23 protein-coding genes are annotated in these 20,357 nt (G+C 64.0%); 17 read left to right on the forward strand and 6 right to left on the reverse strand.

Features of this window, described 5'->3' with window-relative positions:
* Window position 1: 1 nt before the first annotated feature.
* The 3 genes from GR138_RS13165 to GR138_RS13175 form a co-directional block, all read right to left on the reverse strand.
* The gene (locus GR138_RS13165) at window positions 2-1,222 is read right to left on the reverse strand and encodes a vWA domain-containing protein (RefSeq protein WP_246200419.1); all 1,221 of its coding nucleotides are present in this window, start codon (window positions 1,220-1,222) and stop codon (window positions 2-4) included.
* A gap of 15 nt (window positions 1,223-1,237) precedes the next feature.
* Window positions 1,238-2,113 carry an AAA family ATPase gene (locus GR138_RS13170; RefSeq protein WP_160859816.1) on the reverse strand — a complete coding sequence of 292 codons (876 nt, stop codon included), beginning with the start codon at window positions 2,111-2,113 and terminating at the stop codon, window positions 1,238-1,240.
* 78 nt (window positions 2,114-2,191) lie between these two features.
* Window positions 2,192-2,689, reverse strand: coding sequence for a flavin reductase (locus GR138_RS13175; protein ID WP_160859700.1), 498 nt, complete (start codon window positions 2,687-2,689; stop codon window positions 2,192-2,194).
* Window positions 2,690-2,861: 172 nt separating this feature from the next.
* Between GR138_RS13175 and GR138_RS13180 the strand changes: the two genes are divergently transcribed.
* From GR138_RS13180 to purB, 6 genes are all read left to right on the forward strand, one after another.
* Window positions 2,862-3,938 (forward strand): ABC transporter substrate-binding protein, encoded by a 1,077-nt coding sequence (locus GR138_RS13180; RefSeq protein WP_160859701.1) that lies wholly within the window; start codon window positions 2,862-2,864, stop codon window positions 3,936-3,938.
* Complete coding sequence (locus tag GR138_RS13185; RefSeq protein ID WP_160859702.1) at window positions 3,939-4,937, forward strand: P1 family peptidase; 999 nt, start codon at window positions 3,939-3,941, stop codon at window positions 4,935-4,937. It abuts the gene before it with no gap.
* A gap of 64 nt (window positions 4,938-5,001) precedes the next feature.
* Window positions 5,002-5,679: a ribulose-phosphate 3-epimerase gene (gene rpe / locus GR138_RS13190; protein ID WP_160859703.1), complete on the forward strand. Its 678-nt coding sequence runs from the start codon at window positions 5,002-5,004 to the stop codon at window positions 5,677-5,679.
* On the forward strand, window positions 5,676-6,410 hold the full coding sequence (locus GR138_RS13195) for a DUF2259 domain-containing protein (protein WP_338091084.1): 735 nt from the start codon (window positions 5,676-5,678) through the stop codon (window positions 6,408-6,410). The genes rpe and GR138_RS13195 overlap by 4 nt, the downstream gene beginning before the upstream one ends.
* 2 nt (window positions 6,411-6,412) lie before the next feature.
* On the forward strand, window positions 6,413-6,964 hold the full coding sequence (locus tag GR138_RS13200; RefSeq protein WP_246200443.1) for a hypothetical protein: 552 nt from the start codon (window positions 6,413-6,415) through the stop codon (window positions 6,962-6,964).
* Window positions 6,965-7,023: 59 nt separating this feature from the next.
* Complete coding sequence (gene purB, locus GR138_RS13205) at window positions 7,024-8,331, forward strand: adenylosuccinate lyase (protein WP_160859704.1); 1,308 nt, start codon at window positions 7,024-7,026, stop codon at window positions 8,329-8,331.
* A gap of 139 nt (window positions 8,332-8,470) precedes the next feature.
* Here purB and GR138_RS13210 read toward each other — a convergent pair whose 3' ends face one another.
* Window positions 8,471-9,274, reverse strand: coding sequence for a DUF2189 domain-containing protein (locus GR138_RS13210; protein WP_160859705.1), 804 nt, complete (start codon window positions 9,272-9,274; stop codon window positions 8,471-8,473).
* A 168-nt stretch (window positions 9,275-9,442) separates the two neighbouring features.
* On the opposite strand from GR138_RS13210, the gene GR138_RS13215 reads away from it, so the two are divergent.
* Both GR138_RS13215 and GR138_RS13220 read left to right on the forward strand, forming a co-directional pair.
* Window positions 9,443-10,003 carry an RBBP9/YdeN family alpha/beta hydrolase gene (locus tag GR138_RS13215; protein ID WP_160859706.1) on the forward strand — a complete coding sequence of 187 codons (561 nt, stop codon included), beginning with the start codon at window positions 9,443-9,445 and terminating at the stop codon, window positions 10,001-10,003.
* Window positions 10,004-10,088: 85 nt separating this feature from the next.
* Entirely contained in the window at window positions 10,089-12,677 is a 2,589-nt protein-coding gene (locus GR138_RS13220) for a sensor domain-containing protein (RefSeq protein WP_160859707.1), read from the forward strand.
* A gap of 61 nt (window positions 12,678-12,738) precedes the next feature.
* Here the strand turns inward: GR138_RS13220 and GR138_RS13225 are convergent, their stop codons facing one another.
* Window positions 12,739-13,059, reverse strand: coding sequence for a DUF1476 domain-containing protein (locus GR138_RS13225; RefSeq protein ID WP_160859708.1), 321 nt, complete (start codon window positions 13,057-13,059; stop codon window positions 12,739-12,741).
* Window positions 13,060-13,284: 225 nt separating this feature from the next.
* Between GR138_RS13225 and purC the strand changes: the two genes are divergently transcribed.
* The 5 genes from purC to GR138_RS13250 are packed head-to-tail and all read left to right on the forward strand — an operon-like array spanning window position 13,285 to window position 15,719.
* Entirely contained in the window at window positions 13,285-14,049 is a 765-nt protein-coding gene (purC, locus tag GR138_RS13230; RefSeq protein WP_069058962.1) for a phosphoribosylaminoimidazolesuccinocarboxamide synthase, read from the forward strand.
* A 42-nt stretch (window positions 14,050-14,091) separates the two neighbouring features.
* Window positions 14,092-14,334: a phosphoribosylformylglycinamidine synthase subunit PurS gene (gene purS, locus GR138_RS13235; RefSeq protein WP_160859709.1), complete on the forward strand. Its 243-nt coding sequence runs from the start codon at window positions 14,092-14,094 to the stop codon at window positions 14,332-14,334.
* Window positions 14,335-14,353: 19 nt separating this feature from the next.
* Window positions 14,354-14,611, forward strand: a complete 258-nt coding sequence (locus tag GR138_RS13240; RefSeq protein WP_160859710.1) for a hypothetical protein — start codon at window positions 14,354-14,356, stop codon at window positions 14,609-14,611.
* The gene (purQ, locus tag GR138_RS13245; protein ID WP_160859711.1) at window positions 14,608-15,279 is read left to right on the forward strand and encodes a phosphoribosylformylglycinamidine synthase subunit PurQ; all 672 of its coding nucleotides are present in this window, start codon (window positions 14,608-14,610) and stop codon (window positions 15,277-15,279) included. The genes GR138_RS13240 and purQ overlap by 4 nt, the downstream gene beginning before the upstream one ends.
* A gap of 47 nt (window positions 15,280-15,326) precedes the next feature.
* Window positions 15,327-15,719 carry a hypothetical protein gene (locus GR138_RS13250; protein WP_160859712.1) on the forward strand — a complete coding sequence of 131 codons (393 nt, stop codon included), beginning with the start codon at window positions 15,327-15,329 and terminating at the stop codon, window positions 15,717-15,719.
* A gap of 11 nt (window positions 15,720-15,730) precedes the next feature.
* Here GR138_RS13250 and GR138_RS13255 read toward each other — a convergent pair whose 3' ends face one another.
* Complete coding sequence (locus GR138_RS13255) at window positions 15,731-15,946, reverse strand: DUF1127 domain-containing protein (protein WP_160859713.1); 216 nt, start codon at window positions 15,944-15,946, stop codon at window positions 15,731-15,733.
* Window positions 15,947-16,040: 94 nt separating this feature from the next.
* Between GR138_RS13255 and GR138_RS13260 the strand changes: the two genes are divergently transcribed.
* From GR138_RS13260 to GR138_RS13275, 4 genes are all read left to right on the forward strand, one after another.
* Window positions 16,041-17,459, forward strand: a complete 1,419-nt coding sequence (locus GR138_RS13260; protein ID WP_160859714.1) for an aminotransferase-like domain-containing protein — start codon at window positions 16,041-16,043, stop codon at window positions 17,457-17,459.
* Window positions 17,460-17,562: 103 nt separating this feature from the next.
* Window positions 17,563-19,800, forward strand: coding sequence for a phosphoribosylformylglycinamidine synthase subunit PurL (purL, locus tag GR138_RS13265; protein ID WP_160859715.1), 2,238 nt, complete (start codon window positions 17,563-17,565; stop codon window positions 19,798-19,800).
* Window positions 19,801-19,819: 19 nt separating this feature from the next.
* Window positions 19,820-20,053: a BolA/IbaG family iron-sulfur metabolism protein gene (locus GR138_RS13270; RefSeq protein ID WP_160859716.1), complete on the forward strand. Its 234-nt coding sequence runs from the start codon at window positions 19,820-19,822 to the stop codon at window positions 20,051-20,053.
* 8 nt (window positions 20,054-20,061) lie between these two features.
* Window positions 20,062-20,325 carry a hypothetical protein gene (locus GR138_RS13275; protein ID WP_160859717.1) on the forward strand — a complete coding sequence of 88 codons (264 nt, stop codon included), beginning with the start codon at window positions 20,062-20,064 and terminating at the stop codon, window positions 20,323-20,325.
* Window positions 20,326-20,357: the final 32 nt, after the last annotated feature.

Genomic DNA, 20,357 nt, shown 5'->3' on the forward strand with positions numbered 1-20,357 from the left:
CTCACGCTGCCGGCAGAAAACGTCTGGGATCACCCGCACCGCGCGGCGCTTCGCCGGAAAGCGCCGCCACCAGATCCGCCATGGCCTCCAGGTTGTGCACCGGCCGCAACTCGTCGACATGCGGCAGCATGGCCCTGACCCCGCGCGCCCGCGCTTCGAACCCCTCGAAACGCAGCAATGGATTGAGCCAGACCAGCCGCCGGCAGGAGCGGTGTAGCCGGTCCATTTCCGCCTCAAGCAGGTCCGTGTCCTCGCGCTCCAGCCCGTCGGTGATCAAGAGCACCACGGCGCCCTGCCCCAGCACGCGGCGCGACCAGAGCCGGTTGAACTCCTTCAGCGTCTCGCCGATGCGCGTGCCGCCGGACCAGTCGCTGACCGTCTGGCTGCAGGCTTCCACGGCGAGATCGGGATCGCGATGGCGCATCTGGCGCGTGACATTGCTGAGGCGCGTGCCGAACAGGAAGGCGTGCACGCGGCGGCGATGCTCGCCAAGCGCATGCAGGAAATGCAGGAAGATGCGGGTGTACTGGCTCATCGAGCCGGAAATATCGGCCAGCACGACCAGCGGCGGATGGATGGTCTTCGGCTCCCGGTAGCGCGGCAGAATCAGCGTGCCGCCGGTGCGCATGGCGTGGCGCATCGTGGCGCGAGCGTCTATGGCCACCGGCCGGTTGCTGCGGCGGAAACGGCGCGTGCGCACCTCGTCGACCGGCAGGACAAGGTTTGAAATCGTGCGTTTGGCTTCAGCCAGTTCCGCCGTCGTCATCTGCGCGAAATCGGTCCTGCGCAGGATTTCGCTGCCGGAGGCGGTGAAACGCGCGTCGATTTCGACATCGGGTTCGTCGCGCAGCGGCCGTTCATCCTGCCGATCGCCGAACAGCGCATCGGACACGCGGGTTTCCCCGGCCTTGCGCTTTTCCCGTTCCTCCTGCCGCGCCACCACCGGCGACATCAGCGCGATCATTTTCCCGACAAGATCGCGCGACCGCCAGAACAGGCGAAAGGCTTCGTCGAAAACGGCATCGTCCTCGTGCCGCTTGACCAGCGTCGCATGCAGCGCGGTGTAGAATTCCTCGCGCTCGCCGATACCGATCGCCTGCACCGCCTCGATGGCATCCGTCACCGCCGCCGGCCCTATCCGCAGCCCCGCGTTGCGCAGCACGCGGGCAAAATGCACGATATTGTCGGCGAGCCGGCCATCCTGCGCAAGGGTGCTGTCCAAAGCCGGGACCATCCTTCAGCCTGCCGCCGCCAGGGCGCTCTTCACGTCATCGAGCAGCTTGCGCCCCTCGGCGCCGTCGATGCGGGCGATGTCGTCCTGATATTTCAGCAGCGTACCGAGCGTGTCCGACACCGTCTCGGGGTCGAGGGCCACCCGGTCGAGTTCGGTCAGCGCCGTCGCCCAGTCGATGGTTTCGGCGACACCCGGATTCTTGAAGAGATCGAGCGCGCGCAGCTTCTGCACATAGGCGACGACCTGGCGCGACAGCACCTCGTTGCAGCGCGGCACCTTGCGGCGGATGATTTCCAGTTCCTGTGCCGCCGCGGGATAGTCGACCCAGTGATAAAGACAGCGCCGTTTCAGCGCATCGTGCACTTCGCGCGTGCGGTTGGTCGTGATGATGACGATGGGCGGCTCGGCCGCGCGGATCGTGCCGAGTTCCGGCACCGTCACCTGGAAATCCGACAGCACCTCCAGCAGAAAGGCTTCGAAGGCCTCGTCGGTGCGGTCCAGTTCGTCAATGAGGAAGATGGGGGCGCGGCCATCCGGCGACGACAGTGCCTGAAGCACCGGGCGGCGGATGAGATAACGCTCGGAAAAGATATCGGCCTCGATGCGGCCGCGGTCCGTGGTGCCGGAGGCTTCGGCGAGGCGGATTTCTAGCATCTGCGCCGGATAGTTCCACTCATAGACCGCCGAGGCGATATCGAGGCCCTCGTAACATTGCAGGCGGATCAGCGGGCGGTCGAGCGACGCGGCCAGCACCTTGGCGATCTCGGTCTTGCCGACGCCCGCTTCCCCCTCGAGGAAAAGCGGCCGCTTCATGCGCAGCGACAGGAAAAGCACCGTCGCCAGCGAACGCGCGGCGAGATAGTTGCCGGCCGACAGCATCTCGGCGGTCTCGTCGATCGATTGCGGGATCTGTCCACGTTGGTAAACCACACCGCTCCTCCACTCCGGAGGAGGAACTTATAGCGTGTGGTAGCCCCGGTCCATATAGAGAAGCGCCGGTTTGTGCGCACCGGCGGAAACGCCCATGACCTCCCCGATCAGCATCATATGCGTCGCAATGACCTTGAATTCGACAAGCCGGCAATCGAAGGCGGCGAGCGCGTCCTTCAGCACCGGCGCACCGGTCACCAGTTCCTCCCAGTCGCCCTTGGCGAAGCGCTCTTCCGAGGTCAGGGAAGGATCGCGGCCAGAAAAGGCATTGGCAAGCTCGATCTGGTCGGCGGAAAGCGTGTTCAGCGCAAAACGGCCGCTTTTCTCGAAGATCGTGTTCCTGGGATTGGAGGCGTTGACGCAAGCGAGAACCATCGCCGGATTGTCCGACACCGAGCAGGCGGCGGTGATCGTCACGCCGCGCCGCTCGCCCTCGAAGGCCGTCGTCACGATCTGCACATGGCCTGCATAGCGGCTCATCGCATTACGGTAGAGCGATGGGTCCAGCATCAATCTGTCCAACACGGCGTTCTCCTTCTCATGAAGGAGATACATGGCGAAAATGAAGAAAAATGTAACCCCCTAAAAGTGGAATTTTTTCATCCAGTTTTTTCATGAGGATTTTCAACCGAGATTTCCCTTTGACGCCTCTCGCACGATCCTTACAAAAGGCTCAACTGTGCGCCATGGATCCAGAATGAAGATCGCGTCCCTCGCCCCGCTGTTCGGTACCCTCCTGTTTGCGGCCGCCCCGGCCGCCGCCGCGGGCCTGACCTTTGCTGTCGTTGCGCCACAGGAGGGGCCGCTCGCCATTCTCGGCCAGCAGGTTCGTGATGGCGCGCGGTTTGCGGCAGAGACGAATGGCGACACCATCGTGACCATTGCCGAAACCTGCGACGAAAGCGATGGCGAAGGCATTGCCAAGCAGATTCTCGCCGCAGACGCCGTGGCCGCAGTCGGCTTCCTGTGCACCGAGGGACTTGCCGCCTCGCTTCCCGCGCTTGCCGAGGCAAATGTTCCGACGGTCACGCTGTCGGTCCGCTCCGGCATTCTCATGGAGGATGCGCTGAAGAAAAAATGGCCGCTCTTCCGCCTCGCGCCCGGCCCGAAGGCCGAGGCGGACAAGGCCGTCGATATCATCACGCGCGCCTGGAAATCCGAACCCTTCGCCCTCATCGACGACGGCACGATCCATGCCCGCGAGCTTGTCGAGACGGTTCGCCTGCGGCTGGAGGAAGTCGGCATGAAGGCGGCTTTCGTCGACACCTATCGTCCAACGCAGGAACAGCAGATCACCCTCGTCCGTCGTCTTGTCAAAACGGGGGTCACCCGCGTTTTCGTCGGCGGCGACCGCACCGATATCGCGGTGATCGCCCGGGATGCGAAGAACGAGAAGACGCCGTTGACGCTGCTCGGCGGCGAGGCTCTGCTCGGCGCCGATCCGCTCGTGCCGATGACGGATGGCGTGCAAGCGATTGCGCTTCCCGATTACCAGACGCTGCCGGCGGGGCTGCCGGTCGCCAGCGGGATGCAGCAACGCGGCGGGGTTGCGGAAGGCTATGTGCTGCCAGCCCACGCCGCTGTCACGGCGCTTGCGGCCGCGGCGGCAGAGGGCGGCAACCTCGTGGAAAAACTGGCCGGCGGCAGTTTCCCAACGGCAATCGGCACGGTCGCCTTCGGCGCGGATCATGAACTCAGTGAAAACCCCTACCGTCTGCTCGTCTGGCAGGCCGGCGCCTTCGTGCCGGCGGAAACCGCGCCGGAGAGCGAATAGATGAAACCGGGACCGAAGAACCGCATAACGGATGTCGCCGGCCTCAAGGTCGGCAATGCGACGGATCACGCCCTGCGCTCCGGCGTTACCGTGGTGCTCTGTGACGAGCCCGCCGTCGCCGCCGTGCAGGTACTCGGCGGCGCGCCGGGAACTCGGGAAACCGACCTTCTGGAACCGCACAATACCGTTCAGACCGTCGATGCCCTCGTGCTCTCCGGCGGTTCGGCCTTCGGGCTGGATGCTGCGTCCGGGGTACAGGCCGCCCTGCGCGGGGCGGGGCGCGGTTTTGCCGTCGGCCCCTTTCGCGTGCCGATCGTGCCGGCCGCCATCCTGTTCGATCTGATGAACGGCGGCGACAAGGACTGGGGCCGTTATCCGCCCTATCGCGAGCTTGGTTATGCGGCGCTTGCCAACGCCGCCGAAGACTTCGAGACCGGCAGTGCCGGTGCCGGCACGGGTGCGCTCACCGCGACCTTCAAAGGCGGCCTCGGATCCGCCTCCACCACTCTGGAAACCGGCTTTACCGTTGGCGCCCTCGTGGCGGTCAATGCGCTCGGTTCGGCGACGGTCGGCGAGACGCGTCACTTTTGGGCGGCGCCCTTCGAGGAAGCGCAGGAGTTCGGCGGGCTCGGCCTGCCCTTCCCCTTCCCGGCCGACGCCCGCATACCGCGCACGAAAATGTCGCGTCGACCGACCGGCACGGAAAACACCACGATCGCCGTCATCGCCACGGATGCCGTGCTGAGCAAGGCCGAAGCAAAGCGTCTCGCCATCGCCGCGCATGACGGTTTTGCCCGTGCCCTCTGGCCCGCCCACACGCCGCTCGACGGTGATCTCGTCTTCGCGCTGGCGACAGGAAAGAGCGGCCGCGTCCCGGCACCGGAGGATTTCATCGCGCTCTGCGCCGCCGCCGCCTCCACCATGGCACGCGCCATCGCCCGCGGCGTGCATGATGCCACGCCCATGCCGGGCGACATCATGCCGAGCTGGGCGCGGTAAATCGCCCGTTGTTCGCTCTGCGCGGGGATGGTATGGCCACGCAAATTTTTCCACGGAGCCTGACATGACCCTTCCCATCCGGATCGCGCCCTCCATTCTCGCCGCCGATTATGCCAAGCTCGGCCAGGAAGTGCGCGACGTCGTCGCGGCAGGCGCCGACTGGATCCATCTCGACATCATGGACGGCCATTTCGTGCCGAACATCTCCTTCGGTCCTGACGTCATCAAGTCACTGCGCCCGCATACCGACGCCTTCTTCGACTGCCACCTGATGATTGCGCCCGCCGATCCCTATCTCGAGGCCTTCGCCAAGGCCGGCTGCGACAGCATCACCGTGCATGCCGAGGCCGGCCCCCACCTCGACCGCTCGCTGCAGGCCATCAAGGCGCTGGGAAAACGCGCCGGCGTGTCGATCAATCCGGCGACCTCGGAAAGCGTGCTCGACTACCTGCTCGACAAGATCGACCTTATCCTCGTGATGACGGTCAATCCGGGCTTCGGCGGCCAGAAATACATTCCGGCGATGCAGGAAAAGCTTCGCCGCGTGCGTTCGCTCGTCGGCGACCGGCCGATCGACATTCAGGTCGATGGCGGCATTGCAGTCGATACGATCGCCATGCCCGCCGCTGCCGGTGCCAATGTCTTCGTCGCGGGCTCCGCCATCTTCGGTGGCGGTCACATTGACGCCTATCGCAAAACGATCGACACTCTACGCAGCAATGCGGAGGGTGCGCGGGCGTGAGGATTTTGCGAAAGGCGGCGTTCGCCCTTCTGGCGACCATGCTGGCGACGGCAGGTGCGTCAGCCGGCGACTTCTCGACCTTCCAGACCCTTGGCTTCTCGCCGGACGGCAAGGTCTACGCCTTCGAGGAATTCGGCGTCCAGGACGGCTCCGGCTTTCCCTATTCGACCATCTATTTCATCGACACACAGAAGGACGCCTATCTTCCCGGCACGCCGATCCGTGCACGGATCGACGACGAGGAAGCGGACCTTGCAAAGGCGCGGGCGGAAAGCCGCGACAAGGCGAAAAACCTGATCGCACAGCACAAGGTGCTCTCCAATCCAGGCCTGCTCGCGGCATTCAATCCGATGGGCGAAGCCGGTGTCGACCGCAAGCGTATCGAGTATTTCCCGCATGCGATCGAGCCGATGGTCGGCGGAAGCTATGCGCTGGCCCTCGAAGACATCGCGCTCGACATGACGGACAAATGCCGTGATCTCACTCCCGACGGGATAAAGGGATTCCGCCTCAAGCTCGTGAGACGCGACGGCCAGGCGGCCGACACGGTTGTGCATGAGGATACGCGCGTGCCCGAGAGCCGCAACTGTCCGCATTCCTACCAGATATCCGGCGCCGTAACCTTCAACGCGTTCGGCGCCGAGCCGGTGCATATGGCGCTCGTGCTGGTGCGTAGCTTCGGCTTCGAAGGCAGCGACGGACGCTGGATCGCCGTACCGTTCCGGCCGTGAGCATGAATCTGGCGGCGGGGGCAACGGGCGCAAACGCCGCATTTCAGAGCAGGCCCGCGCCGGTCTTCCCCTCCCTTCCCCTTCACCTTGGCGGCTCCGTTGCCTGGGGCCTGCTGATGGCGGCTTGCGCCTTCGCCTCGCTTGCAATGCAGGGGCGTGCGCAGACATTTCACCTCGCAATGATCCTGCTGATCTTTTTCGCAGGCGGCGTGCTTGCCTGGATCGTCGCGCTGCCGATGGCACGCCTGCTGACGCGGCGACGCAGCGCCGAGACCCGCTTTGCCGCCCATTTTGCGTTGCTCAGCCTCGGCACCATCGCCGCCACGGCCTTTCTTTTCGCCATGGATTACCGGCTGTTCTATGCGCAATGGCACCACCCCTTCGGCACGCGCATCTGGGCCTATCAGTTCGTCTTCACCGCCGTCGGCGCGGTCTACCAGTTCCTCGTCATGGGGCTCAGGCTTTATCTGCCGGTCGGCCTGCCCATTCTGGCGGGCGCAAGCCTGTGGCTCGCGCGGTCCATGCCGCCACACATGCCCCCACACATGCGTTGAGCTTGCCGGCCATCTTTGCTAAAGCGGCGGCAACGCCCACCTGAGAAAGTCTTGAGCTGATGATCCCTCGCTATTCCCGACCGGACATGGTCGCCATCTGGTCGCCCGAAACGAAGTTCCGCATCTGGTTCGAGATCGAAGCCTATGCCTGCGACGCGCTGGCCGACCTCGGCGTCATTCCGAAGTCGGCAGCCGAAACCATCTGGGAAAAGGGTGGCAAGGCGGAATTCGACGTCGCCCGCATCGACGAGATCGAAGCCGTCACCAAGCATGACGTCATCGCCTTCCTGACGCACCTCGCCGAATTCGTCGGCCCCGACAGCCGCTTCGTGCACCAGGGCATGACCTCGTCGGACGTGCTCGACACCACCTTCAACATCCAGCTCGTGCGCGCCGCCGACATCCTGCTTTCCGGCATGGACCGCCTGCTCGCCGCGCTGAAGGCCCGCGCCTTCGAGCACAAGGACACGATCCGCATCGGCCGCAGCCACGGCATCCATGCGGAGCCGACGACGATGGGCCTGACGCTCGCCCGCTTCTATGCCGAGATGGACCGCAACCGCGCCCGCCTGGTCGCCGCCCGCGCGGAAATCGCGACGGGTGCCGTCTCCGGCGCCGTCGGCACCTTCGCCAATATCGACCCGCGCGTGGAAGAACATGTCTGCGCCAAGCTCGGCCTGGTGCCGGAGCCGGTGTCCACCCAGGTCATCCCGCGCGATCGTCACGCCATGTTCTTCGCCACGCTCGGCGTCATCGCCTCGTCGATCGAAAACGTGGCGATCGAAATCCGCCACATGCAGCGCACGGAAGTTCTGGAAGCGGAAGAGTTCTTCTCGCCGGGCCAGAAGGGTTCGTCCGCCATGCCGCACAAGCGCAATCCGGTGCTGACGGAAAACCTGACGGGCCTTGCCCGTCTCGTGCGCATGGCCGTGACGCCCGCCATGGAAAACGTGGCTCTCTGGCACGAGCGCGACATTTCGCATTCCAGCGTCGAGCGCGGCATCGGCCCGGACACGACGATCACGCTCGACTTCGCGCTCAACCGTCTTGCCGGCGTCATCGAGAAGCTGGTGATCTATCCGGAGAACATGCTGAAGAATCTCAACAAGTTCCGCGGCCTCGTTCATTCGCAGCGCGTTCTGCTTGCCCTTACGCAAGCCGGCGTGTCGCGCGAGGATTCCTACCGTCTCGTGCAGCGCAATGCGATGAAGGTCTGGGAAAAGGGTGCGGACTTCCTGGAAGAGCTTTTGGCCGACGCGGAAGTGCGGGCTGCCCTCTCCGAAGAGCAGATCCGCGAGAAATTCGACCTCGGCTACCACACCAAACACGTCGACACGATCTTCCGCCGCGTTTTCGGCACCGTCTGAGATCGACCTTGTGAACATGCCGGCGAAGACCTTTCGTCGGCACTGGCGAAGTAACAGCGATGGCGCCCAAGGCGCCATCGCTCCCCTCTGGCAGGCGGTTTTGCGCCCTCCTCCTGGCGCGCCCCGCCTGCGAAATCGTTTACGTGCGCTCGTCGACGACGAGCTTGCGGTAGAGGTGCCAGGTGGCATGGCCGAGGATCGGCATGATCACGGCAAGGCCGACGAAGAGTGGGATCGTCCCGACAATCAACAGCGCCGCGACGATCAGGCCCCAGGCGGCAATCGGCATGGGGTTCATCAGCGTCGCGCGCAGCGACGTCTCCATTGCGACAACCGCTCCGACATCGCGATCCAGCATCAGCGGAAAGGCGATGACGGTCGTGGCGAGCACGACCAGCGCAAAGCAGAAGCCGATCGCATTGCCCGCCAGCATGAGCAGCAGGCCGTTTTCCGAACTGAAGATGGAGGCCATGAACAACCCCAGCGACTGTGGCGGCTCCGGCCCGAACAGGTTGGTATAGAGCATTTGCGCAAAGACCAGCCACGCGACGAAAAGCACAAATAGCAGGGCGCCGACGGCGAGGATGGACGGCAGTGCCGGCGAGTGGCGAACCTCCAGCGCATGGCGCCAGGAGGTGTCCATGCCAAGCTCGCGCCGACGGCTGATCTCATAAAGGCCGAGCGCAAAGAACGGGCCGAGCAGCGCAAAACCGGCGATCAGCGGAAAGATCAGCGGCAGCAGGTTGGCGCCGGAACTCCAGGTGACGAGCACCACGCCGCAAATCGGGTAGATCAGGCTTAAAAAGACATAGTGCGATGGTTTCGCGCGAAAATCCTCGAAACCGAGCGCCAGTGCGTCCCGGACATCGGACAGCGTGATCCGCCGGATCGCCGGCCGCTCTGCCATGTCATCAGAACCTGCCATCACATGAAATGTCGTCATGACCATTCCTCCTGCCGGTCGGGAACCGTCACGGCCTGTAGGTGGAGGGCAATCGTCCGCCACCACGACGGGCCGTGATTGGCATTGAAGACGGCGCAGCATACACCCCGCGTGCTGATTTGTCCCACCCTCTTGACTTCAGCACTTCGTGAACGCACATGCCGGCGCATGAAAGCGTCTGAAGCAGATATCCTCATCGTTCCCGGCTACACCAATTCCGGGCCCGACCACTGGCAGAGCCGTTGGCAATCCAAGCTCGGCTCGGCGCGGCGCGTCGAGCAGGCGGAATGGGCCAAGCCCGTGCGCGAGGACTGGGTGCAGCGGCTGATCGAGGAAGTGTCGGCCGCAACGAAGCCGGTCGTGCTCGTCGCGCATTCGCTGGGCGTGGCGACGGCGATCCATGCCGCCCCCCATCTTGGCAACAAGGTCGCCGGTGCCTTCCTCGTCGCGCCGCCGGACGTCGCCAATCCGGACATCCGCCCCAAGCACCTGATGACCTTCGGTCCCTATCCGCGTGAACCGCTTGCCTTCCCCTCCCTCGTCGTGGCGAGCCGCAACGATCCGTTCGGCACCTATGAGCATGCGGACGATATCGCGGCCGCCTGGGGTTCGCTGCTGCTCGATGCCGGTGAAGCCGGCCACATCAACACCGAGTCCGGCCATGGCCCCTGGCCGGAAGGCACGATGGTGTTCGCACAGTTCCTCAGCCGATTGAAGGCGCCGGAGTAACCTTTCGCGGATGTCCTCATTAAGAGGAATTTCATAGAAATCCTGCACGCTGCGGCTGTTGAGTTCATTGCAGGCGCCGCGTTTCATGGCCAAACCGTCCGGTTCGACCTCCACTGCCGTGCGAGAAACGGAGAGAGAACCGTTTTATCGCCGGCTTTTCGCGCGTTCCGGCTTCGGTTTCGCGGCACTGGATGCGCAAGGCCGCATCATCGATGCCAATGCGACCCTGCTTTCTGCCTTCAATGTCACCGCGCTCACGCAATTGCCGCCTTTCGAGGCCTGCGTTTCCCCGAAAGACCGGTCCGTCCTCGCCTTCGCCATGCGGCGGGATGCGTTCGAGCAGGCCCCTTGGGAAATCCGGCTGAAGCGGCTGGATGGCGAGGAATTCTGGGTGCTCGCGTCCTTCATCGTGCCGCCTCACCTGCCGGACGAAGACACCACGCCCGCGCTGATCGTTCAGACGATCGACATTGATGAACGCAAGCGCAACACGCTCGAACTGGCAGAACGCGAAAGCCGCTGGAATCACGCGCTCGAATCCGCCGGCCAGGGGGTGTGGGACCACGATTTCGCGCGTGGCGATCTGTTCTATTCCCGCCAATGGCGCGCCATCCGCGGCCTGCAGCCGAGCAACCCGATCGATGCTTCGCTGGACGCCTGGATCCAGACCGTGCATCCGGACGACCGGGCCCATGTTCTTGCCGAAATCGCCAAGCAGGAAAGCGGCGCCGCCTCCTTCAACGTCTTCAGCTATCGCGAGAAGCACAAGGATGGGCACTGGGTCTGGATCGAAAGCCGCGGTGCCGTCGTGGAATACGGCTCCGACGGTAAACCGAGCCGCATCGCCGGCACCGACACGGACGTCACCGAACGCAAGGAGGCGGAAGAGCGCCTCGCCCAGATGTCGCGCCGTCTCGAGCTGGCGCTCGGCGTCTCCCGCATCGGCGTCTTCGACGTCAATCTTCGGACCAATGACGTGCGGTGGGACGACCGCATGATCGAGATGTACGGCCTGACGGACGAGCCTGACGGGACGAGCTGGGAGCGCGCGCTGCACCCCGAAGACCACCGCAAGGCGACGGCGAAGGTCGATGACGGCATTTTCCGCAACCAGGATTTTGCCAACGAGTTCCGCATCGTGCGTGGCGACGGTGAAATCCGCCACCTGCGCGGCCGCGCCGCCCCCTATGTCGACACCACAGGCGCGCCCCGCCTCATCGGCGCCAACTGGGACGTGACGGATGACGTTCGCCTGCAGGAAGAGCTGAAACACGCCAAGGAGCTGGCAGAAGCCCGCAATGCCGAGCTGGAAACGGCCAGGGCGCGCATCGAATATATCGCGCTGCACGACCATCTGACCGGCCTGCCGAATCGACGCTATCTGGATGCGGCAATCGAGGCGGCGGCACAGGAGGCGCACAAGACCGGCCACCGCCTCGCCGTGCTGCACATCGACCTAGACCGATTCAAGGAAATCAACGACACGCTCGGCCACCTCGCTGGCGACCAGATGCTGGTGCATGCCGCAAGCGTGCTGAACGAATTGAAAGGCTCCGGTGATTTCGTCGCCCGTATCGGCGGTGACGAATTCGTCTTCCTCTCCACCGGTTCGGCCCGGCGCAATCTCGCAACGCTTGCCGAAGCGATCGTGGCGGCCATGCGCAAGCCGGTCACCTTCAACGGCCATATCTGCCGCTTCGGCGCCAGCGTCGGCATCGCCAACCAGTCCGGCAGCGCGGTCGATGCCAAGCAGCTTCTCGTCAATGCCGACCTCGCGCTCTACCGCGCCAAGAACCGCGGGCGCAGCCGCCACGAGTTCTTCACCAGCGATTTCCAGGCGCAGATCATCGTCAACAAGCAAACTGCCGACGAAATCCTGTCGGGCGTCGAGCAGCGGCGTTTCCTGCCCTATTACCAGCCGCAATTCTCCGCCCGCACGCTCGATATCGTCGGCGTCGAGACTTTGGCGCGCTGGGACCATCCGACGCGCGGCATCCTTGCGCCCGACACCTTCCTCAAGATCGCCGAAGATCTCGACTGCGTGGCGACGATCGACCGGATCGTGCTTGAACGATCGCTTGCCGATTTCGCCGAATGGCGAAGGCTCGGGCTCGGCATCGACAAGATCTCGGCCAATGTCTCATCGAAGCGCCTGCACGATCCCGAGCTTGGCCGATCGCTCCGCACGCTCGATATTCCGCCAAAATCGCTGTCCTTCGAGCTTCTGGAATCGATCTTCCTCGACGATTGCGACCGCACGGTGCTGGAAAACCTCGCCGAGATGCGCAAGCTCGGCATCGACATCGAAATCGATGATTTCGGCACAGGCCATGCCTCGATCATCAGCCTGATGAAGCTGAGCCCGCGCCGGCTGAAGATCGATCGCCAGCTTGTGAAGCCCGTCAGCCGCTCGCCCGGCCAGCGCAAACTCGTCGGGACCATCATCGAGATCGGCCGGTCCCTGAACATCGAGGTGGTGGCGGAAGGCGTCGAGACGCCCGCACACGTCACCATCATGCGCGACCTTGGCTGCGATATTCTACAAGGCTACGCGCTTGCCCGCCCCATGCCCGCGCATGCCATGCCGGACTTCGTCCAGCGGCAGGAATGGCGCGCGCACAGCGGCGCGGTGCGGGATCTGCAGAGCGAAGTACGCCGGGTCATCACCCGCTGAAAACCAAGAAAGCCGCCCGGCAGGACCGGACGGCTTTCGAACGCGAGCAATCGCGCTGCGATCAGTTGGCTTCGAGCTGTGCGATGGCGACGGCCAGAAGCTCGATCATCTGCACACGAATTTCGTCTTCGCTGCGGGCAACGCCGGCGGCATCGAAATCGGCCTTGACCTTGCGCACGACATCCTCGTGGCCGACTTCTTCGAAATCGGCGGCGACGACTTCCTTTGCGTAGGCGTCCGCGTCACCATCCGTCTTGCCGAGCAGGCCAGCGGCCCAGAGGCCAACCAGCTTGTTGCGGCGAGCCTCTGCCCTGAAGCGCAGTTCCTCGTCGAGCGCGAACTTGGCCTCGAACGCCTTTTCCCGATCCTGCATGTTGGTCATCCTTGACTCCCGTAGATTCTTTTTCCCATTGGGTTTCCCCGCCCATAAATCAAAACGACGGCAAAAGTGCAATGCGAACTTTTGTCCGGCTGGCCTTCCCGGAGAGGCCGGAAATCGGGGGATCGGGTGAGACGCCGATTGTTAAAGTGCGGCAATTCGTTTATGGAGCCGGAAACGAATGACACCTGCGCGAGCCCCCAAGCGCGCCAACAAAGAGAAAAATCCATGAACCGTCGCCGCCGTATCTACGAGGGCAAGGCCAAGATTCTCTATGAGGGTCCTGAGCCGGGCACGTTGATCCAGTTCTTCAAGGATGACGCCACCGCCTTCAACAAGAAGAAACACGCGGTCATCGACGGCAAGGGTGTGCTGAACAACCGTATTTCTGAATACGTCTTCACGCAGCTCAACAAGATGGGCATCCCGACCCACTTCATCCGCCGCCTCAACATGCGCGAGCAGCTGATCAAGGAAGTCGAGATCATCCCGCTCGAAGTGGTCGTGCGCAACGTCGCCGCCGGTTCGCTGTCCAAGCGCCTCGGCATAGAGGAAGGCACCGTCCTTCCGCGTTCGATCATCGAATTCTATTTCAAGGCCGATGCGCTGGAAGACCCGATGGTCTCCGAAGAGCACATCACCGCCTTCGGCTGGGCAAGCCCGCAGGAACTCGACGACATCATGGCGCTCGCCATCCGCGTCAACGACTTCCTCTCCGGCCTGTTCCTCGGCGTCGGCATCCAGCTCGTCGATTTCAAGATCGAGTGCGGCCGGCTCTACGAAGGCGACATGATGCGCATCATAATCGCCGACGAGATTTCGCCGGACAGCTGCCGCCTGTGGGACATCGCCACCCAGGAGAAGATGGACAAGGACCGCTTCCGCCGCGACATGGGCGGCCTGGTCGAAGCCTATCAGGAAGTGGCCCGCCGCCTCGGCATCATCAACGAAAACGAGCCTGTGCGCGGCACCGGCCCGGTTCTGGTGAAGTAACCTTCACGGCCGGCTGACACTATTTGGTTTGAAGAGGAAGACATGATCAAGGCACGCGTAACGGTGACGCTCAAGAACGGTGTTCTGGACCCGCAGGGCAAGGCGATCGAAGGCGCGCTCGGCAGCCTCGGTTTCGAGGGCGTGGGCGCCATCCGCCAGGGCAAGGTTTTCGACCTCGAGCTTCAGACTGCCGACCGCGCCAAGGCCGAAGCCGACCTCAAGGCGATGTGCGACAAGCTTCTGGCCAACACGGTAATCGAGAACTATACTATCGCCCTCGCCTGACGGTTGAAGGGAAGCAAAAGTGACGGATATTTCTCAGGAACTGATGTACGAACTCATGAAGCGTATCCAGTCGGATCTCGTCACTCTTAAGGACGGGCAGCGGGATATGCGGCAGGACATCGTAAGCCTGCGAAATCACATGCATGTCATGCAAGGGGACATCAACAACCTGCACGGCAGCATGGCCCAGGTATTGACGCGTCTCGACCGTATCGAAAACCGCCTCGAATTGCGTGAACTCGCCGAGGCCCAGGCAAGGTTTGAACCACACCCATGAAGTCCGCCGTCGTCCAGCTCCCCGGCCTCAACCGTGACCGCGACATGATCGCGGCGCTGACCAAGATTTCCGGTACCGCACCGGTCACCGTCTGGCAGACGGAAACGGACCTGCCGGATGTCGACCTTATCGTCATTCCGGGCGGTTTCTCCTACGGCGATTACTTGCGCTGCGGCGCGATTGCCGCCCGCATGCCGGTCATGCAGGCGATCAAGGCCAAGGCCGAAGCCGGCGTGAAGGTTCTGGGCGTGTGCAACGGCTTCCAGATCCTGCTCGAAGCAGGCCTGCTGCCGGGCGCGCTGATGCGCAATGCCTCGCTGAAATTCGTCTGCCGCGAAGTGAAGCTGGAAGTGGCGAATGCCGAAACCGACTTCACCCGCGCCTATGAGAAGGGCCAGATCATCCGCTGCCCGGTCGCCCATCACGACGGCAACTTCTTTGCCGATGCCGAGACGCTGGCAACCATCGAAGGCAACGGCCAGGTCGTGTTCCGCTATGCTGAGGGCACCAATCCGAACGGCTCGCTGAACGACATTGCCGGCGTGATGAACGCCAAGGGCAACGTGCTCGGCCTGATGCCGCATCCGGAAAACCTGATCGAGGCTGCGCATGGCGGCTCCGATGGCCGCGGCCTGTTCGCGTCGGTGCTCGACGTAATCGCCGCTTAACCGGTCGTTGTTATCAAGGGCGCGTGTCCATCCCCGAAAGGCTTTTCATGCGCCCTGTCCTCTCTGCCAAGCTTGTCCTGCCGCTCGTTGCCGTCGCGGCTCTCGCTGCTTGCCAGACGAAGACGCCGCCGCCGAAGGCCAATGGCGGCGCGCTGCCGACCATGGAGCGCATTGCGCTCGGCGCCAATGCCTGCTGGTTCAAGTCGGGTGACCCGGCCTTCAAATCGTATCGCCTTGCGCCGGAGTTGAACTCCTTCACCGGCCGCCCGCGCATCCTCGTCGTGCATCGCAATTCACCGGAATCGCGCCCGCTGCTCGTCGTGCAGGCCGAAGGCAATCCGGCCAAGCTCGCCGCCTTCGGACCCATGATGAGCGAACCCGTCAGCGCGCGTATCGCCACCGACGTCAAGCGTTGGGCTGCCGGCGGCAAGGGCTGCTGACGGCAACCGCCTCAATCCCAGTAGAATGATTTGCCGACTTCGCGCCGCGCGTCGCTTCGGCTGATGCCGATATCGCAGAGCTGGTCCTCGGTCATGTCCACAAGCGCATGGCGCGTGCGGCGCTTGATGCTCCAGGCGCGGCAGGCAAGCCATGCCCGATAGAGCATTGCGCCCAGGGAACGGCGGCTTCTTACGCCATCAGCGACGAAAATTGTATCAATTGCCATAGAACCTTCTCCTGAAATGCCACCGGGAGCGTGACAATCGGTGCATTCAGGAAATAATTGACTCTACGAACGGTGCAATATAAGAATTGCCACCATGACAAATTGGCTCCCCGACCTTCAGGCCTCAGACGGCCCGCTCTATGTCCGCATCGCCGACCAGATCGAGCGTGCCATCAACACGGGCGCGCTCGCCTCCGGAGCCAAGCTGCCGCCGCAGCGCAACCTCGCCTATGATATCGGCGTGACCATCGGCACCGTCAGCCGCGCCTACAGCATGGTGCGCGAACGCGGCCTCGTCAGCGGCGAGGTCGGCCGCGGAACCTATGTGCTTGGAACACCGGAAAATGACAATCCCGCCGGCGTCGACCCGATCAGCGCACGATTGGTCGGCACCCGCGCCGCGAATGCGCCACCCGGCAAACTGCGCTTCGATACGACGGCGGCGACGGATATCGGGCAATCGGCAGGCGTTACCGACATTCTGGCGGCGATCTGCCAGGAGCAGCCGAACGAAATCGCCAGCTACACACGCAATTTTCCGCGCCATTGGCTGGAAGCGGGCCAGCGCTGGCTGGGAAGCGGTGACTGGCAGCCGGGCATCGACAGCATCGTGCCCACGCTCGGCGCGCATGCCGCGATCATCGCCGCCGTTTCGGTCATCACTTCGCCCGGCGACCGTATCGTCTTCGAGCATGTCACCTATTCGCAGATCAGCCGCGGCACCGCCCTGCTCGGCCGCCAGACGGCGCTGGTCGAATCGGATGCCTACGGGGTGATTCCGGAAGATTTCGAGCGGGTCTGCGTGCAACAGCATCCCAAGGCCGCCTTCCTGATGAGCACCGCGCAGAACCCGACGCTCGCCATCATGCCCGAGGATCGCCGCCGGGCGATTGTCGCCATCGCCAAGCGGCACAATGTCTGGCTGATAGAGGACAATCTCTACGGCGCCACCGTGGACAGCGGCATTCCGCTGCTTGCGGAAATCGCACCGGACCGGACCTTCCTTGTCGGCGGCCTGTCGAAGAGTGTTGCGGCCGGCGTTCGTGGCGGCTGGGTCGCCTGCCCACCCCATCTGGCGCAACGTGTGCGCATCGCCCACAAGATGGTGAGCGGCGGCCTGCCGTTCCTGCTTGCGGAACTTGCCGCCCGCCTTGTGCTCTCGGGCAAGGCGGACGCCATTCGCAATGCCGTTGCGGACGAGGTGCAGGCGCGCGAAGCGATTGCGCGGGACATTTTTGCCGGGCTGGATTTCGTCTCGCACCCGCGTGTGCCGTTCCTCTGGCTGAAACTGCCCGATCCCTGGCTGTCCGGCACGTTCCGGCAGGCCGCCTTCGCGGAAGACATCCTCATCGACGACGAGGACGAGTTCAAGGCGGGCCGCTCGGAGAAGACCTTCCACCGTGTCCGCATCGGCTTTTCGCCGCCTGTCGACCGTGCGGATGTCGTGGCCGGCCTGGCGCGGCTGCGCCGTCTTATCGAACACGGCCCGACAGGCTATGACAGCCCGGCCTGACGGCCTCGTTCTGCTGTGGTTGCCGGTCATTTTCCTGTCGCGCTGCACGGCAGCATAGGTTAAAGAGACCCCAATCCTGCCCTCCACGACAAGACGAGCGACGATGACCATTTCGAACACCCGCCCGATCACCCCGGAGCTGATTGCTGCCCATGGGCTCAAGCCGGATGAATACGATCGCATCCTCTCGCTGATCGGCCGCGAGCCGACCTATACCGAACTCGGCATCTTTTCCGCCATGTGGAATGAGCACTGCTCGTACAAATCCTCGAAGCGCTGGCTGCGCACGCTGCCGACCAAGGGTCCGCGCGTCATCCAGGGCCCGGGCGAAAATGCCGGCGTGGTGGATATCGACGACGGCGACTGCGTGGTCTTCAAGATGGAGAGCCACAACCATCCGTCCTATATCGAGCCCTACCAGGGTGCGGCAACCGGCGTCGGCGGCATCCTGCGCGACGTCTTCACCATGGGCGCGCGCCCGGTCGCGGCGATGAACGCGCTGCGTTTCGGCGAACCGAGCCACCCGAAGACCCGCCACCTCGTCTCCGGCGTCGTCGCCGGCGTGGGCGGCTACGGCAATTCCTTCGGCGTACCGACGGTCGGCGGCGAAGTCGAGTTCGACCCGCGCTACAATGGCAACATCCTCGTCAACGCCTTTGCAGCCGGCCTTGCCAAGTCCAACGCGATCTTCCTGTCGGAAGCCAAGGGCGTCGGCCTGCCGGTCGTCTATCTCGGCGCCAAGACCGGTCGTGACGGTGTGGGCGGCGCGACCATGGCGTCGGCCGAATTCGACGAATCGATCGAAGAGAAGCGTCCCACCGTCCAGGTCGGCGACCCCTTCACCGAAAAGTGCCTGCTGGAAGCCTGCCTTGAACTGATGCAGACCGGCGCCGTCATCGCCATCCAGGACATGGGGGCTGCCGGCCTCACCTGCTCCGCCGTCGAAATGGGCGCCAAGGGCGACCTCGGCATCGAGCTGAACCTCGATCTCGTGCCGGTGCGCGAAGAGCAGATGACCGCCTACGAAATGATGCTGTCGGAAAGCCAGGAGCGCATGCTCATGGTTCTCGAGCCCGCCAAGGAAGAGGTCGCCAAGGCGATCTTCATCAAGTGGGGCCTCGCCTTCGCCATCGTCGGCTACACGACGGACGATCTGCGTTTCCGCATCCTGCACCAGGGCGAGGAAGTCGCCAACCTGCCGATCAAGGACCTGGGCGACCAGGCGCCGGAATATGACCGCCCGTGGCGCGAGCCCGGCACGCCCTCGCCGCTGCCGGCCAATCTGGTCGCCGAGCCGTCCGATTATGCGAAGGCACTCTTGGATCTCGTCGGTTCGCCGAACCAGTCGAGCCGCCGCTGGGTCTACGAACAGTATGACACGCTGATCCAGGGCAACTCGCTGCAGATCCCGGGCGGCGACGCCGGCGTCGTGCGCGTCGAAGGCCATGCCACCAAGGCGCTCGCCTTCTCCTCCGACGTCACCCCGCGTTACGTCGAGGCCGATCCCTTCGAAGGCGGCAAGCAGGCTGTGGCCGAATGCTGGCGCAACATCACCGCGACCGGCGCCGAGCCGCTCGCCTCCACCGACAACCTGAACTTCGGCAACCCGGAAAAGCCGGAAATCATGGGCCAGTTCGTCAAGGCGATCCAGGGCATCGGTGAAGCCTGCCGTGCGCTCGATTTCCCGATCGTCTCCGGCAACGTCTCGCTCTACAACGAGACGAACGGCATCGCCATCCTGCCGACGCCCACCATTGCCGGCGTTGGCCTGCTGCCCGACTGGTCCGTCATGGCCAAGATCGGCGGCGCGAACGATGGCGACCAGCTGATCCTGATCGGCGTCGATGGCAGCCATCTCGGCCAGTCCGTCTACCTGCGCGACGTGCTCGGCCTCATCGATGGCCCGGCACCGGAAGTCGACCTGCATGCGGAACGCCGCAACGGCGATTTCGTCCGCTCGGCCATCCGGAACGGCCAGGTCACGGCCTGCCACGACATTTCCTCGGGCGGCCTTGCGGTCGCGCTCGCCGAAATGGCCATGTCCTCCGGGAAGGGCGCGACGGTCGACCTGTCGGGTTCGAACGGCCCGGCCCATGCGCTGCTCTTCGGCGAGGACCAGGCCCGCTACGTGCTCGCCGTTCCGGCCGATCTCGCCAATTTCGTTTCGGCCAACGCGGAAGGTGCCGGCGTGCCGTTCCGCCGCCTTGGCGCCGTCGGGGGTGACAATCTCGTCGTGGGTGACCTTCTTTCGGTCTCTATTGAACAATTGCGCAACACCCATGAATCGTGGTTCCCTGACTTCATGGACGGCAACGGCAACGCCGCTGCCGCCGCGGAATAACGATAAGGGAGCAGTCCACATGCCTATGTCACCCGGCGACATCGAAGACCTGATCAAATCCGGCATTCCCGGAGCAAAGGTGGTCATCCGCGATCTTGCCGGCGATGGCGACCACTATGCCGCCGAGGTCGTCGCGGAAGCCTTCCGCGGCAAGACCCGCGTGCAGCAGCACCAGATGGTCTACGATGCGCTGAAGGGCAATATGGGGGGCGTCCTGCACGCCCTCGCCCTCCAGACCTCCATCCCGGAGTGACCTGAGCCATGGCCGGCCTCCTCGACGAACTCGTCTCCGGCGTGGTCGATGCAGCCCTGAAAGAGGTGCTGAAGAAGACCGGCGTGCGCAAGACAACGACGAAGCGCACGCGCCGCAGGACGACGACCCGCAAGAAAGCGTCCGGCGGCATCCTCGGTGATATCCTTGAAGCAGCGCTGAAGCCGGCGGCAAAGAAGCCGGCGCGGCGCCCGCGCAAGCAGGTCAGCCGTCGCCGCACGGCCGCAAGTCGCTCGCGCCAGCGCAGCCGCTAAGCCGCCACAGCGGCGCGGCGATCGCGCAACAG

Source organism: Shinella kummerowiae (assembly GCF_009827055.1).
GTDB classification, from domain to species: domain Bacteria; phylum Pseudomonadota; class Alphaproteobacteria; order Rhizobiales; family Rhizobiaceae; genus Shinella; species Shinella kummerowiae.